Consider the following 14,744-nt stretch of genomic DNA (forward strand, 5'->3'; position numbering starts at 1 on the left):
AAAAACCGTCTAAGAATAAAAGGTATGGGATGTATCTATCGAGGAACGCCTGAGTACCGCTCCAGCGTTACGAGACGCTAGAGCGTCTCGGTCTTCATTCCCACGCCGGAGCGTGGGAACGATAGGGGGGTGTGAATAATTACTATTTAGGTGCTGGATGAATTATCCCAAATAGTTAATCATAGCCAATGAATAATGGGTTGATATACAGCCGTCTACTCCGAATGTCGGCAAACACAACGAACGTTTTGACTTTATTGAACTTTGATCAGTTCAACATCGAATATGAGTGTGGCATTAGGGCCAATCGCGCGGCCGGCGCCGCGTTCGCCATAAGCCAAATCGGAGGGTATGTAAAAACGGTATTTAGCGCCTTCCTTCATTAACTGCAGCCCCTCGGTCCAGCCGGCAATGACTCGATTTAACGGAAACGTGGCGGGTTCGCCTCGGCCATAGGAGCTGTCGAATTCTTCCCCGCTGATTGTGGTGCCTTTGTAATGAACGGTTACATTATCGGAGGCATTTGGCGTGGCTCCGTTTCCTTCGTTCAAAACTTCATACTGAAGGCCGCTAGCTGTGGTTTTTATGCCCGCCTTTTTGGCGTTTTCGGCAAGAAAGGCTTCGCCTGCTTCTTTATTTTCCTGTGGGGTGGTCGCATTGGCCATTGAGAACATCGTAAATCCTATGATAATAGCGGTAAAAACTGAAAAAACGCGGATATGCAGTTTAGTCACAGATTTTTTCCTCCTGTCGTGAGTTATAAGGAAGTGAGTCCATTTTTGGAGAAGTCGCGAGAAAAAGCAAGAAAGCTTGTTTTTTAATCCCAATAAAGTAGCTAATCCATGGGAGTAGGTTAGCGCCTTCTAACTCCAATACCGGTTTGTCCTTTTTTGCCGGTGATGCCGCTTGTTCGCAACTGTGAACAAGCGATATAGTTTACCAAAAAAACCAGCTCTTGCTTTCAAATTCGTTCCGGCATGAATTTAATTGCGAATCGTAAACACGGGCTTTGCGGTCGACTTTTTCGGCAACTTTTAGTAACCAGGGTTTTTGTAAAAACGTTCGGCGCCGGTATCCCGTATGACCTTCGTGATAGGCCAGGTATAGTTGCCGAGCGTTTGATTTAGCTAGTCCGAGTCTTTTGTAGCTCATGTGATTGTACCAGCCAACAAAATCGACCGCATCGGCAAAGTCTTCGCGGTCGGCGCTCCAGCGACGGTTATGTTTCATGTAGTCTCCCCAAGTACCGTCCAATGCTTGAGCATATCCATAGGCACTACTTTTTCTAAACCAAGGTATGAACCCTAATAATTTCCGTCTTGGCGGGGCGGCGTCGGCAACAAAGCGAGATTCTTGATGTATGATCGCCATTTGGACAGGAATTGGGACCCCCCATTTTTCATAAGAGGTTTTGGCGTGTTTGTACCAGTTGCTTTTTTCTCTGAAAGTTTCGCAAATGTTTTCTGTGTTTTTTGGCGGGGCAGTGGTGCAGGCTTGTAAAATAAGAAACGAGATAGCCGTTAAAATTATTTTTATCGATCGAATGGATAGCAGCATAAAAAATGGACAATCAAGTTCTGAAAGACGAGATTCGAAGCGAAAAATAAAAATAATAGTCTACACTAGTCATTATTTAATTTTCATTGTAAGAGCATAATGCTTGCCCTTTTCGGTTTGGAAATAGAGAATAGAGTTGTTTATTTTCCGGTTATTGTCAGCATTTCCTAATTTGGAAATCAAACAGGGTGAGAAGTGTGTCTGGCGAGGAGTAAAAATCGACCGAGCACGCCGGTGCCTTTTAAGGCACTGCCGAAATTTGAAGAGCGACTGGTATGTTTCGGCTCCATATCTTCAATAATGAAAGTCGTACAAAAATGTAATGAATGTAATGTAGGTTAACAATGCCATACGAAAAACGCCATTATCGGAAAAAACTAACTTCCCATGGATTAATTTATCTGGATGGGGTTGAACTTCCGATGACCTTGAGCAACATCTCGATCACCGGTCTTTTGGCTGAATTGAACGATCATGAACGCATTAATGATGTTGAAGATCTGTTTAAAACAGTAAAGATATCCCCTATCGTCGATATCTACCTTCATGAAATGCGACTTGCCGGCGAAGCCGAAATTGTTCGAGCCGATATGATCGACGGTCGGATTTATTTGGCGTTGGATTTTAGAAATGTCGAGCATGATGTAGAAAACTTGTTTTATGCAAGGCATGCCTACAGGAAAAAATTGGAGGCGCCGGGGCTCATAATCCTTAACGGCCATAATTACCATTTCAACACGATTAATGTGTCGGTAGACGGCTTAATGGTTACGTTACCGGAGCGTATTGACGTGGAGCCTGGGGCAATTGCCGCGTTCAACTTTAAAAGACTCGACCTTCTCGGCGAAGTTAAGGTCGTATGGGTGACTTACCAGGACGGGAATACCTTATTAGGTTTGGAATACAATTACTTGGAAAAAACCTTTGTTGAAGGTATTCCGAGATTCTCCCATCATAACCCGGGTGTGGTTAAAGGGTAATTGCAATAAGTCCAGCAAGCGGATGCTCTGCTCAAACTTTTCATGTTTAAGCAGATTTGCGGAATAATCAAAAAAGAGTTGCAATCCATTAATCTAAAAAGAGCAGTTGAGAGTATCAAGCTACCGTTATTCCTGAGTCCTTCGGCTTTACTCAGGAGAGCCCTGTCGAAGGGTGAGGGGAATTTAAGGTTTAACCATGCCGGTAAAAGTGTTGTAGGCCGTTCATGCTTCGACTTTGCTCAGCACGAATGGTCTACAACACAAGCCAATTGCTCTTTTTAGGATTATTCAAACAGCTTGCGTCCCCGCCAAAAATCCTCGGCCATATTCATAGCGCAATCTTGACTGTCCGCTTTGCCTATCAGCTTCAAGGCGATCGCCGCGGTACCGATAACGGCCGCTTCTCCGTATTCGTCCTCGATATCGCCTTGCCAGACTGCAGCGAGCTGCTTAGGGTCGAGCGTTTCGGATTTGACATGGCGACGCTCGAAAATTCTCGGCCATTGCTCATCGTATAATTCGCCATGCTTAACGCTTTGCACTAAGCAATCGGCGTCGGGATTACGTTCGACTTCACCGCTTTCGCCTTTGAATACCGCGACATGAAGGTCGTTTAATAACAAAGCGGCTTCTTGATGCACCGGCCGGTAACCCGGGTGAAAAATCGCCTGAATGCTGTGTTTGGCATTAAAAGGGTTCAACATTCTGGCGAGCGTATGTACCGGCGATCGCAAGCCCATGATCGGGCGCAATTCGATGATTTCATGAAGTTTCGGGCAGAAGTATTCCAGCGGCAAATAACTGAAGCTTTGCTCTTCGAGTTGTTGTCGCGCTTCTTGTAAAGAGGCGGCGTGCTCGATGCCGAGGTATTTCAGAGCATCGTGCGTATAAATTCGGCCTGCGGTATGGCCGCCGGCGCCATGCATGAAGACTTTGATGCCATTTTCCGCGAGCAATAATGCCGACAACAAAAACCAGGGGAGGTGGCGTCGTTTGCCGGCGTAGGAAGACCAATCCAAGTCGGCGGGGCAAGAAGGTTCGCCGAATGGACTAAAAGTTTCGCGTGCGGCTTGAATGAAGCCGGCCAACTCTTCAGGCGTTTCTTCTTTAACCCGCATTAGCATCAAAAAAGCGCCTAATTGCACGGGCAGCACTTCGCCGGCCAAAATCATTCTCATCGCTTGATAGGCTTCTTCTCGAGTTAGCGGGCGCGAGCCTTTTTTGCCTTTACCGAGAATGCGGATATATTCAGCGAAAGGATGTTCTTGTCTTGTCATGGCAGATTACAATCCAATAACGACATAATGATCGATTAATAACGCGGCAAACATCAGCATCAAATAAATAATGGAAAAACCGAAGGTTTTCATTGCCGTTCGGTCGTCCTTGTGGCGCATCATCAAAATCGCATAATAAACAAAGCCGAGGCCGAGAGGAACTGCGGCGGAGAGATAAATCAGCCCGCTCATGCCGGTTAAATAAGGCAGCAATGTCACCAATAAGAGTAGCACTGTATACAGTAATATTTGCAGTCTTGTGAATTCGGGGCCGTGCGTGACTGGCAACATCGGAATTTTAACTTTCGCGTATTCTTCGCGGCGGGCGATTGCCAGGGCCCAAAAATGCGGAGGTGTCCAAACGAAAATGATTAAAAACAATAGTAACGAATAAGGATGCACTTCGCCGGTCATCGCGCACCAGCCCAAAACCGGAGGTGCCGCACCGGCCGCGCCTCCGATCACGATGTTTTGCGGCGTCATGCGCTTTAAATACACGGTATAGATGATTGCATAACCGATCAGCGACAATAAGGTCAAAAACGCAGTGAGCGGATTAACCAAAAAGCCCAATATAAGCATCGACACCAAGCCCAAAAGCGATGCGAAAACGATGACATTCATTGAGTGCAACGAGCCTTTCGGCAATGGGCGGTTTTGCGTTCTGCCCATTAAGGCATCGGCATTCTGATCAAGATAGTGATTAACCGCCGCTGCGGACGAGGCGGCGAGTCCGATGCCAACGGTGCTGTAAATCAAGGTATCGATGGGCGGTATGCCGGGCACGGCCAGCAACATGCCGACCACGGCAGTAAAAACGATTAAGGCAACTACTTTGGGTTTGCACAGTTCAAGATAGTCACGCCAATAGAGCAGGGCGGATGGGTTAGTCATTATCGAAAATATTCCAACATTTATATTAAGCTATAGAATACAGTGAACTATTGATTTATCAAATAGTCGGACGCGTTAACCTTACTACAGAGAGGACGTTATGAAGTTGCAAATTGCGAGTGCGGTATTATCCGGCATGTTTTTGTTGCCGGCACAAGCGGCGGTTAAAGTACATGAGCGGATTTTAGACAATGGTTTGAAAATCCTGGTCAAAGAAGATCACCGGTCGCCGGTAGCGGTTTCCCAAGTCTGGTACAAAGTCGGTTCCAGCTACGAGCCGGGCGGCATTACCGGTATTTCTCACATGCTCGAACACATGATGTTCAAAGGCACTGACGAGCTCAAACCCGGCGAGTTTTCCCGAATCATCGCGGCCAACGGCGGTAACGAAAACGCCTTTACCGGTCGCGATTATACGGCTTATTTCCAGACGATGGAAAAATCCCGTTTGGAAGTCAGTTTTAAACTGGAAGCCGATCGTATGCGTAATCTGCACTTGCTTGATGAGGAATTACAAAAAGAGCTGCAAGTCGTTTACGAAGAGCGTCGGATGCGCACCGACGATAAGCCTCGCTCTAAGACCCAGGAGCATTTCGCCGCACTGGCTTATTCGAACAGCCCCTACAGAAATCCGATTATCGGTTGGCCGACGGACATAGAGAACTACACAATTGCCGATCTCGAGGCCTGGTATCAAAAATGGTATGCGCCGAACAACGCTACCTTGGTCGTGATCGGCGATGTCGAGCCGAAAGCGGTGTTCGCGTTAGCCGAAAAATATTTCGGACCGCTCAAGCCCAGTGAAATTACGCCGGTGAAGCCGCAAACCGAAGTCGAACAACTCGGCATACGGCGCATGATCGTCAATTTGCCAGACAAACTGCCGTATCTGGTCATGGGGTATAAAGTTCCTGTGCTGAACACGGCCGAACACGAATGGGAAGCTTATGCATTGGAAGTGATGGCGGGTATTTTAGATGGCGGCAGCAGTGCACGCTTGGAGTCCGGATTAGTGAGGGGCAAGCAGATCGCTGTGGCGGCCGGGGCCGGCTACAACTTGAGTTCCAGACTCGATGAATTGTTTATGTTTGACGCGACGCCTGCACAAGGAAAGAGTCACCAAGAATTGGAAGCGGCGTTAAAGGAAGAAATCGAAAAACTCAAGTATGAGTTGGTGCAACCGGAAGAATTGCAGCGGATCAAAGCGCAGGTGCTCGCGAATGCCACCTACGAGCGCGACTCGATGTTTTATCAAGGCATGCAGCTGGGCATCAATGAGACCGTCGGTTTAGGTTGGCAAAAAGCCGACGAATATGTCGACAAGGTCAATCGGGTGACCGCCGAGCAAGTCCGAGAAGTCGCTAAAAAATATTTTACCGATAACAACTTGAGCGTGGCCTATTTGGTGCCGCAACCGATCGCTGAACAAACCGGCAATAAAAAACTTAAGGAGAGCAAATAATGCGTATCGCTTTGATCAGTCTGTTATTGATGCTGACAGGACAGACCGCCTGGGCTGCGGCAAACATTGAACACTGGACAACCAAACAGGGGGCTAGAGTGTATTTCGTACCCGCTCCAAATCTGCCCATGGCCGATATCCGGGTGACTTTCGATGCAGGTAGTGCGCGCGACGCTAAGCAATTCGGAATCGCTGCGTTGACCTCCGGGCTACTCGATACCGGCGCCGGCGAATGGAATGCCGACCAAATTGCGCAACGTTTCGAAAGCGTCGGCGCCCGTTTCGGAACCGGAGTATCCCGCGATATGGCTTGGCTGTCGCTACGTACCTTGACCGATCCGAAATTGTTCGATAAGTCGGTCGAAACGATGCAAGCCATCTTGACTCAACCGCGCTTCGAGGAAGCCGATTTTCAGCGCGAAAAAAAGCGCACGTTGGCCGGTTTAAAACATCGCGAATCTTCGCCGTCAACCCTGGCCGATATTGCCTTTTATAAAGCGGTTTATGGACAACATCCCTATGCGCATCCAAGTGCCGGCGAAATTGAGACTGTAGAACCTTTGCAGGCCAAGGATCTTAAAAGCTTTTATAGCAAATATTATGTGGCTACCAATGCGATGGTGGCCATCGTCGGCGATATGAGCCGTAAACAGGCTGAACAAACCGCCGAGAAATTGTTGGCGAAATTACCGGCTGGACAAAAACCAGCCGAATTACCGGAAGTGGCGATGCCCAAGCAAGGCCGCCGCGAACATATCGCGTTTCCTTCCGCGCAAACTCATGTAATGAGCGGTCTTCCGGGATCCTATCGCAATGACGACGACTATTTCGCATTATTTGTCGGCAATCACATACTGGGCGGCGGCATGCTGGTTTCGAGATTATTCGAGGAAGTCAGGGAAAAACGAGGTCTAGCGTATAACACTTACAGTTATTTTGCACCGATGTATCGCAAAGGACCTTTTGCGATGGGCCTGCAAACCCGGGCCGATCAAGCCGACAAAGCGTTGGAAGTCTTGAATCAAACCTTGACCGAGTTCATTGAGGAAGGGCCGACCGAGGAAGAACTCACCGCCGCAAAACAAAACATCACCGGCGGTTTTGTCATGCGTTTCGATACCAATAGTAAAATGATCGGTTATGTCGAAATGATCGGATTTTACGGTTTGCCGCTCGACTACTTGGAAACTTTTCAGGAGAAGGTGAATGCGGTGACCGTCGATGCGATCAAGGACGCGTTTCAGCGTCGCGTCGATTCCGAGTTATTGCAAACGATCACCGTCGGCGAAACTCAATAAATCCGTGCAAAACAAGCTAAGAATCATCGCCGGCGAATGGCGCGGTCGCAATCTGCGTTTTACCGACGCACCGGGATTGCGCCCGACGCCGGCAAGAGTTCGGGAAACCTTGTTCAATTGGTTGCGAAGCGATATTTATGGCAGCCGTTGCCTGGATCTCTATTCAGGCAGCGGCGCGCTGGGTGTGGAGGCTGCCTCGCGAGGTGCAAAATCGGTCGTACAGGTCGAAAACAACCCACAGGCTTGCCGACATTTAAAAGAGAATACCGTTATTTTATCGACCGACCGAATCAAAATCGTCAATCAGGATGTCTTCCGCTACTTGGCCGGTGACGCCGAATCATTCGATCTAGTTTTTCTCGATCCGCCTTTCGGCAAAGGTCTCGCCGTGCAAACCTGCCAATGGCTCGAAGATAAAGGCTGGTTGTCCGCGCGGGCTAAAATCTACTTGGAAACGGAAATCGTGCTCGATTTTACCGACATACCCGAAAACTGGCGGCTTCTAAAAGATAAAACGGCCGGCGAGGTAGCGTATCGGTTATACGAAAGGTTCGCCGAATAAGATTTCCTGATTACAGATAAGCTTCAACGCTCGCTGCTTCACAGGCACCAGCTCTCGCCGTTATACATAAATTGTAGGGTACGCTACGCGTACCTCCATGCAGTTAAGCACCGAACTCTACTCAGATGGGCTTGTGTTAAGCATTGATGGGGCGATCATGGTACGCATAGCGTACCCTACGGAGCTGAGTATTCTCGTTCCCACTCTCTGTATCACTGTCATTAAGTTAAGGGTAACCCGTCATTCCGCCATGTACTGGCGGAATCCAGAGCCATGGATGGCATGCTTGAGTACCTTGGCAGGACGGGCTTTATAACCTCGTCCTAAACGTTACCTACATGGATGTAGGTAAGGGGCGTGAGCAGGAGCGGAAGCTTTTCGACCGTGGCCAAAGCAAATCAAAACGTTCGGGGCGGGTTAAATAACCCGCCCCGCGTGATGCTTTAGTGCTAAAAAATCAAACAGATGAAAAAATCCCCCCAAAACGTTATAATCCGCTGTTTTTTCATTGTTCCGGCTTTATCATGAATATTACCGCAATCTATCCGGGCACTTTCGACCCCGTAACCGCTGGGCATCTGGACTTGATTGCTCGGGCCGCTAAACTTTACGACAAAATTATCGTTGCAATCGCGGTCGGTACGACAAAAACGCCCTTATTTACGATCGATGAGCGTGTTGCGCTGGCTAAATCGGTGACCGAAGCGTTCGAAAACGTATCGGTTATCGGGTTTAGCAACCTATTGGTCGATTGCGCCAAAGAACAAGGCGCTCATGTCATCATCAGAGGTCTAAGAGCGGTTTCCGATTTCGAGTACGAATTTCAATTGGCCGGTATGAATCGGCGGCTTTCACCCGATCTCGAAACGGTATTTTTAACGCCGGCCGAACAATACGAATTCATATCGTCGAGCATGATCAAGGAAATCGCACGCCTCAACGGCGACGTATCCAGTTTCGTGCCCGATATCGTTAAACAAAGTTTAATCCAAAAATTTAGTCAGGAGTAACAATGGCTCTTATTATCAATGACGAATGCATCAATTGCGACGTGTGCGAACCGGAGTGTCCGAACGGTGCGATTTCCCAAGGCGAGGAGATTTATGTCATCGACCCGGCTTTGTGTACCGAGTGCGTGGGGCATCACGATTTGCCGCAATGCATCGAAGTGTGCCCGGTCGATTGTATCGACAAAGACCCGGAGCATGCCGAAAGCAAAGACACGCTGTATCAAAAATACCTCAAATTGACTGCGTAGAGTACGCTCCGGGTAAATCTTCAGGCTAAGCATGCCGCAAATACGACTGACCACGCTTAACGCCCGGTACATCCATAGCGCATTCGGGCTGCGCTATCTCTACGCCAATTTGGGAGAGCTGCAAAACGTATCCGAAATACTCGAATTCGGCATACAAGACCGGCCGATCGACATTGTCGAAAAGCTTTTGCAGCATCGTCCGAAAATCATCGGTTTCGGCGTCTACATCTGGAATGTCGCCGAAATCGGCTCGACGGTGGCCCTGCTCAAACAAATCGCGCCGGAAATCGTCGTGATCCTAGGCGGCCCCGAAGTCAGCCATCCGCCCGATTTGCCTCCTATCGCCGAGTTGGCCGACTACATCGTCACCGGCGTCGGCGAAATCAGTTTTCGCGCATTATGCGAACAAATCCTAAACGGCGAAGCGCCCGACGAAAAAATCATAACCGGCGTCGAATCGCCGCTGGAAAGTTTGGCATCGCCTTACCCCTATTACAACGACGAAGACGTTCGCAACCGCATCGTCTATGTCGAAGCCTCGCGCGGTTGCCCGTTCAAATGCGAATTTTGCCTCTCGGCGCTCGATGTCACGGCCAAGCCGTTTACATTGGATCGCTTCTTGGACGAAATGGACGTGTTGTATCGGCGTGGCGTTCGGCATTTCAAATTCATTGACCGGACCTTTAATTTAAAAATCGCCGCCAGTGTTGCGATACTGGAATTTTTTCTCGAACGCATGGGCGACGGCTTGTTTTTACATTTCGAAGTGATACCGGACCATTTACCGGACCGGCTCAAACAAACGCTCGAAAAATTCCCACCCGCAACGCTGCAATTCGAAGTCGGCGTGCAAACTTTCGATCCTGTCATTCAACGGCTGATCAGTCGCCGCCAGGATAACGAAAAAACCAAAGAAAACCTGCGTTGGCTCAAAGCAAACACCCACGCGCACATCCATGCCGACCTAATATTCGGACTGCCCGGCGATACGCTGGCCAATTTCGCGGCCAGTTTCGATCAATTAGTCGCATTACAGCCGCATGAAATTCAACTGGGTATCTTAAAACGCTTGCGCGGTGCGCCGCTCAATCGGCATAACGAAGCCTACCGGTTGCGCTACAACCCCGAGCCGCCTTACAACATTCTCAGCACCCGCGATATCGGATTTAACGAAATGCAACGCATCAACCGATTCGCGCGCTATTGGGACATGATCGGAAATTCCGGCCGCTTTGCCGAAGCCCTGCCTTTGATACTGGCCGATGCGCCCTTCGAACGCTTTTTGCGGTTAAGCGATGCCCTATACGAACTCAGCGGTAGCACTTGGAAGATAGCGCTTCGGCGATTGTTTGATCTGCTCTATCGAGTAATGACGGAATTCTTGGCGATTCCTACGGTTGAAGCGAAGCACGTTCTCGAAGCGGATTATCAAAAAACCGGCGAAAAAGGCCTGGCGTCGTTCATGAAAACCGAAGGATATGAAACAAGTAAACCCTCTCGTCAAAATCAAGCGAATAAGCGTCAGCAGGCATTCGGTCACTAGTAGTGTGCGCATCGCGCACCATTTTCCGGACTCAGGTTATTGCAGAACATTCGAAGGGCCCCGCACCGCACACCTTTTTTAGCAGCAATTCCCCGTTTGAGAAATTTCGCCGTATTCAGGATGCGGGGTATGCCTGTCGAGGAACGCCGTAAACCCATCCATGGGGGCTTGACGGCGGCTCCCTTCCGCCGACACCTCGCCAAGCACATCCCGCACCCTTTTTTAGGGTATTTCGCTTATTGTGGAACATTCGTAGGGTGCCGCATTGCGCACCTGGGTCATGAGCTGTTGTCGAGTTCTGTGTCGTGGAAAGGGAACGTTATGTGCGCCCAACCAGGTAAAACGACCGATGAAGAAAAACGTCGCAATTAAACTGTGTTATTTGACGCAGTCAATAGGTTAAATGACACACTTTTTGATGAAGAAGCGCTGAATATCGAAAGCACTTTATTTAGCTAAAATAAAAAGAGAATCCTCCGTTAGGCAGGTATGAATGAGCTTCGGACGAGAAATTGTGAGGATAGTCTCGGATTTTTAAAAGCGGCCTCATTTTTGCTTAACATAACCGAGGTAGGGTGATGGTTGTTGTAAAAGGGCTTATTGCTTTTCTATATCAAATTCCTCCTAGATTACTGATTAGATCAATTACCTTGCCTTTAGAAGATAGCTAATACAGCGCCAATATTAGAACGATAGTTGTGTAATGAAGCTAACTGGGATAAGGAGCGGGCGTTGTCTTAAAACTCCGCAAACGGTATATTGCGGGCTTTTTACTTCAATTCAATAGACACAGAGGTACATAATGGAAATGAAAAAATCAATGCTGATAACAGCGGTGGCTGTTATCGGATTATCTATCAATACGGCTTATGCGCATGGCGAGCATGAGTTTAACGGTGGCGAACCTTATACCTTATTTCATCCTGAAATCACTTGGGTAGACGGTACCGCTACGGCTAATAACGTACAGTTAGGTGGCGGTGAAAGGTCGGCGGCCGCTTATTCGTTTAATGTGACAGAAGCGGGTAATTTGGATGTTTATAGCGCTTATACAGACGCTCAATGGGGCGTTACTTCTATTTGGGTTTTTCAAAAAGATACAGTTGGAAACGATTGGACTTTAACGAATTTAAATACCGATGGAGCACGTAAACCAGGTGGTGGGGCATTAAATATCTTTGATGTTCCAATTGTGGGATGGCAAGACGATGAATTTACTACAGGTGTTTCGCCTGCCGGGCTAAGAGATCATTTCGAAGTTGGCGAATATATGGCTTTGGTTACTATACTTGGGGCACATCCCGATGGACATCCGGGTGTCTTTGATGCAGTCGGAGCTAAATTATCCGATGGCTTTAATTGGACGGTCGGTGGTTTCGCCCTTATCGATCTCGTTCAAGAAGTAGCTTTTCACAATTTAACCATAACGGCTTCAGCGGGTTCTTCAGCTGTTGTGCAACCTGTGCCTGTGCCAGCTGCAATATGGTTCATGGGGTCGGCTTTGGCGGGATTAGGCGTTTTGCGACGTAAAAAACCCACTGCTTTGTAGGCTTAAATACAGTTTTGATTGGATTATTAGGTAATGCGGCAAATAAGATGAGGCTAATGATATTAGTTAAATGGATATCTCTAACGGCTTTGCTATTTGCCTCAATGTCAACAGCATATGGCGACAATACGATTGTTCAAGCCCCGTTTGTTATAAGACAAAGTGCGATTCCCGAAGCTGAATGGTTGTTGGAAGCTGAACAAGCCGATTTGCACGGATTGCTCGGAAGTTTGTCGGAACGGAGTGCGATAAAGATCCATTATGCCGCGTTGCCTACCGTGAACGTTGATGCAACGTGCATTGGCCCAACTGTGGTAACGATACTGCGGTGTTTGCTTGGCGCAGAGACTAACATGCTTTTTCATTATGCAGAGTCAGTGGGTGATGATGCCAATAAACAGGAACGCGAACCGAAAGAAATATGGATTTTAGCGTCTTCTCTGAGCCCGCCGCCAATTGCGTCAGCACGGCCAAGCGATTGTGGGAGCTCTGAAGGTAAGGGAGTCAGTCGACCGGTAGAAAGTTTACAAAATGAGTTGATTGTGGAACAAGATGTCGATTCATTGCTACGCCAGGTCGACTCGGAAGATTCGGAGGAAAGGATGAATGCACTAGCCGGATTGGCTCGGCTTGGCAAAACCGATAGCCCAGAGGTTTATGATGCGGTTGCTCGATCAATATCGGATAACGACGCAAGAGTAAGAGGGCAGGCTGTGTATGCGCTATCGCAAATCGAGAATGATCCAAACGCATTGAATGACTATTTACAACAAGCCCTGCATGACTCTGAGCTTGGGGTGCGTTTGATGGCGATCGATGCAATCGAATCTGACGCCGCTTTGTTGCAACAGGCGCTTCAAGATAAAGATTCGTCTGTACGCGATTATGCAGCAAGCAAATTACAAACAATCATGCAGCGCTAATACTATCAAAGAAGAGCAATAAACTATTCACTTGATGTTCACAGCTTATTACGAAATGAGACAAAGTTATTGAGCAGCAAAACTGTGTGAAAAATTACTTAAATAGAGAAATACAATGAAAAAAACCCATAAATTTATTAAAAGAACTTTAACTCTAGCGGTCCTATCAGTAGGAATGGGCATGACTGGACAGGTTTCCGCACATGACCTTAACGGATCGTTAATCGGAGGTTTTTTCGGGGCGACTGCAACCGATTTATTTATGCTTCAATGCTTTAGCGATCCTGGCTTAGGAGGTGGGGCCGCGGCTGCGAAATTGTCTTTAAGGGTAAGAAAATCACAAGGCAGCGGTAGTTTTTTAAATATTACGGTGATGAAGGACGGTGTGGCGAAATCCACAACTATCGGTCAAACAGCGAATGTTTGGAGCCCATGGATACAGGTTACGCCTCAGCAAGGTAACGGAAATTATATGATGACAGTTAGTCAAACGCATGCCGTCAATAGTTTTTACACAATCGAATATCATTGCGAGTCTGCGGGCGGTGCGCATACCGGAACTAGTTTGGTAACTTTACAAAACCAATAATTCTTATAGCGCTGTTGTTATATGTTGACGCCCCTTGATTCTTAACCTGGCTGAAACATAAAGGGGCGTCAACGTATAATAGGACGACCTAGTGAAGCATCAAAATACCCGGTCGTTTTTCGCTGATGCTCAAGCAAAGCGGTATTTTGGAGCCTTTATGTTTTGCGGGATTCTGGTTTGGTAAGGTTTTAAACACTTTTCAAATCCAATAGCTTAGCGTTTTATTTTGTATCGATATATACTCTTTCGTTTTTTCGATTACGGTTATAAAACCCAACTATCGCTTCCAAAACGAGAACCATGCTTTCTATCAAATCAGTTATTGTTTTATTCTTTTCGCTTTATTTTTCTATCAACATAGTTCGCGCCGATTGGGCCGGACAACCGGCGCCGAATTGCGAGTTGATGCTTATGAACGACGGACAGTCGTTCGACTGGGCTTCGCTTGAAGGCAAGGTCGTCTATCTCGATTTTTGGGCGTCTTGGTGTGTCCCTTGCGTGCAGTCTTTTCCATTCATGACCCAAATGCAACGCGAACTCAAGGGTCAGGGTTTGGTCGTGATCGCGGTCAATGTCGACGAGGAACTTAAGGATGCTGAAGGGTTTTTGTCTCGTTACCCGGCTGGGTTTACTGTTGTCGCCGACCCTAATCAACAATGTGCGAAACACTATAATGTAAAAGCGATGCCGTCGTCTTATGTGATCGACCGCAAAGGCCTTATCAGAGACGTACATTTAGGCTTTAGGCGCGGAGAAGCGGAAGCATTTAGGAAAGTAGTCGAGCGGATTTTGGCGGAGTAGGGTTTTTTTAGTGAGCGGAAAGCTGTAAACGGTCAGCGGTTATTGGGTTGT

15 protein-coding genes are annotated in these 14,744 nt (G+C 47.8%); 11 read left to right on the forward strand and 4 right to left on the reverse strand.

The features are described 5' to 3' along the window. Positions 1-254: 254 nt before the first annotated feature. Both ACRJJO_RS06575 and ACRJJO_RS06580 read right to left on the reverse strand, forming a co-directional pair. Complete coding sequence (locus ACRJJO_RS06575; protein WP_404361467.1) at positions 255-674, reverse strand: FKBP-type peptidyl-prolyl cis-trans isomerase; 420 nt, start codon at positions 672-674, stop codon at positions 255-257. 262 nt (positions 675-936) lie between these two features. Continuing rightward, positions 937-1,557, reverse strand: a complete 621-nt coding sequence (locus ACRJJO_RS06580; protein ID WP_431065075.1) for a transglycosylase SLT domain-containing protein — start codon at positions 1,555-1,557, stop codon at positions 937-939. A gap of 344 nt (positions 1,558-1,901) precedes the next feature. On the opposite strand from ACRJJO_RS06580, the gene ACRJJO_RS06585 reads away from it, so the two are divergent. Then, positions 1,902-2,537 (forward strand): PilZ domain-containing protein, encoded by a 636-nt coding sequence (locus ACRJJO_RS06585; protein WP_431065076.1) that lies wholly within the window; start codon positions 1,902-1,904, stop codon positions 2,535-2,537. 284 nt (positions 2,538-2,821) lie between these two features. Here ACRJJO_RS06585 and ACRJJO_RS06590 read toward each other — a convergent pair whose 3' ends face one another. Both ACRJJO_RS06590 and cyoE read right to left on the reverse strand, forming a co-directional pair. After that, positions 2,822-3,814, reverse strand: coding sequence for a glycosyl transferase family protein (locus ACRJJO_RS06590; RefSeq protein ID WP_431065077.1), 993 nt, complete (start codon positions 3,812-3,814; stop codon positions 2,822-2,824). Between the two features lie 6 nt (positions 3,815-3,820). Next, a complete protein-coding gene (cyoE, locus tag ACRJJO_RS06595; RefSeq protein ID WP_431065078.1) occupies positions 3,821-4,708 on the reverse strand; it encodes a heme o synthase in 888 nt (295 codons plus the stop codon). 100 nt (positions 4,709-4,808) lie between these two features. On the opposite strand from cyoE, the gene ACRJJO_RS06600 reads away from it, so the two are divergent. The 10 genes from ACRJJO_RS06600 to ACRJJO_RS06645 all read left to right on the forward strand — a co-directional run bounded on the left by ACRJJO_RS06600 (position 4,809) and on the right by ACRJJO_RS06645 (position 14,693). Beyond that, positions 4,809-6,170: a M16 family metallopeptidase gene (locus ACRJJO_RS06600; RefSeq protein WP_431065079.1), complete on the forward strand. Its 1,362-nt coding sequence runs from the start codon at positions 4,809-4,811 to the stop codon at positions 6,168-6,170. Beyond that, a complete protein-coding gene (locus ACRJJO_RS06605; protein ID WP_431065080.1) occupies positions 6,170-7,468 on the forward strand; it encodes a M16 family metallopeptidase in 1,299 nt (432 codons plus the stop codon). The genes ACRJJO_RS06600 and ACRJJO_RS06605 overlap by 1 nt, the downstream gene beginning before the upstream one ends. Positions 7,469-7,472: 4 nt before the next feature. Beyond that, on the forward strand, positions 7,473-8,030 hold the full coding sequence (gene rsmD / locus ACRJJO_RS06610) for a 16S rRNA (guanine(966)-N(2))-methyltransferase RsmD (RefSeq protein WP_431065081.1): 558 nt from the start codon (positions 7,473-7,475) through the stop codon (positions 8,028-8,030). Positions 8,031-8,554: 524 nt separating this feature from the next. Next, on the forward strand, positions 8,555-9,040 hold the full coding sequence (gene coaD, locus ACRJJO_RS06615) for a pantetheine-phosphate adenylyltransferase (protein WP_431065082.1): 486 nt from the start codon (positions 8,555-8,557) through the stop codon (positions 9,038-9,040). A 2-nt stretch (positions 9,041-9,042) separates the two neighbouring features. Next, positions 9,043-9,288: a YfhL family 4Fe-4S dicluster ferredoxin gene (locus ACRJJO_RS06620; RefSeq protein ID WP_014147424.1), complete on the forward strand. Its 246-nt coding sequence runs from the start codon at positions 9,043-9,045 to the stop codon at positions 9,286-9,288. A gap of 31 nt (positions 9,289-9,319) precedes the next feature. Beyond that, entirely contained in the window at positions 9,320-10,831 is a 1,512-nt protein-coding gene (locus tag ACRJJO_RS06625) for a DUF4080 domain-containing protein (protein ID WP_431065083.1), read from the forward strand. 802 nt (positions 10,832-11,633) lie between these two features. Next, complete coding sequence (locus tag ACRJJO_RS06630; RefSeq protein WP_431065084.1) at positions 11,634-12,380, forward strand: VPLPA-CTERM sorting domain-containing protein; 747 nt, start codon at positions 11,634-11,636, stop codon at positions 12,378-12,380. Positions 12,381-12,484: 104 nt separating this feature from the next. Next, positions 12,485-13,303 (forward strand): HEAT repeat domain-containing protein, encoded by an 819-nt coding sequence (locus ACRJJO_RS06635; RefSeq protein WP_431065085.1) that lies wholly within the window; start codon positions 12,485-12,487, stop codon positions 13,301-13,303. Between the two features lie 115 nt (positions 13,304-13,418). Continuing rightward, a complete protein-coding gene (locus tag ACRJJO_RS06640; protein ID WP_431065086.1) occupies positions 13,419-13,892 on the forward strand; it encodes a hypothetical protein in 474 nt (157 codons plus the stop codon). A gap of 300 nt (positions 13,893-14,192) precedes the next feature. Next, entirely contained in the window at positions 14,193-14,693 is a 501-nt protein-coding gene (locus tag ACRJJO_RS06645) for a TlpA family protein disulfide reductase (RefSeq protein WP_431065087.1), read from the forward strand. Positions 14,694-14,744: the final 51 nt, after the last annotated feature.

This window comes from Methylotuvimicrobium sp., from assembly GCF_050611805.1.
GTDB lineage: Bacteria > Pseudomonadota > Gammaproteobacteria > Methylococcales > Methylomonadaceae > Methylotuvimicrobium.

Coding starts and splice junctions, on each gene's coding strand:
- ACRJJO_RS06575 (WP_404361467.1), bottom strand. CDS start 674: ATGTTCTCAATGGCCAATGCGACCACCCCACAGGAAAATAAAGAAGCA.
- ACRJJO_RS06590 (WP_431065077.1), bottom strand. CDS start 3,814: ATGACAAGACAAGAACATCCTTTCGCTGAATATATCCGCATTCTCGGT.
- cyoE (WP_431065078.1), bottom strand. CDS start 4,708: ATGACTAACCCATCCGCCCTGCTCTATTGGCGTGACTATCTTGAACTG.
- ACRJJO_RS06620 (WP_014147424.1), top strand. CDS start 9,043: ATGGCTCTTATTATCAATGACGAATGCATCAATTGCGACGTGTGCGAA.
- coaD (WP_431065082.1), top strand. CDS start 8,555: ATGAATATTACCGCAATCTATCCGGGCACTTTCGACCCCGTAACCGCT.
- ACRJJO_RS06645 (WP_431065087.1), top strand. CDS start 14,193: ATGCTTTCTATCAAATCAGTTATTGTTTTATTCTTTTCGCTTTATTTT.
- ACRJJO_RS06600 (WP_431065079.1), top strand. CDS start 4,809: ATGAAGTTGCAAATTGCGAGTGCGGTATTATCCGGCATGTTTTTGTTG.
- ACRJJO_RS06605 (WP_431065080.1), top strand. CDS start 6,170: ATGCGTATCGCTTTGATCAGTCTGTTATTGATGCTGACAGGACAGACC.
- ACRJJO_RS06585 (WP_431065076.1), top strand. CDS start 1,902: ATGCCATACGAAAAACGCCATTATCGGAAAAAACTAACTTCCCATGGA.
- ACRJJO_RS06625 (WP_431065083.1), top strand. CDS start 9,320: ATGCCGCAAATACGACTGACCACGCTTAACGCCCGGTACATCCATAGC.
- ACRJJO_RS06640 (WP_431065086.1), top strand. CDS start 13,419: ATGAAAAAAACCCATAAATTTATTAAAAGAACTTTAACTCTAGCGGTC.
- ACRJJO_RS06630 (WP_431065084.1), top strand. CDS start 11,634: ATGGAAATGAAAAAATCAATGCTGATAACAGCGGTGGCTGTTATCGGA.
- ACRJJO_RS06580 (WP_431065075.1), bottom strand. CDS start 1,557: ATGCTGCTATCCATTCGATCGATAAAAATAATTTTAACGGCTATCTCG.
- ACRJJO_RS06635 (WP_431065085.1), top strand. CDS start 12,485: ATGTCAACAGCATATGGCGACAATACGATTGTTCAAGCCCCGTTTGTT.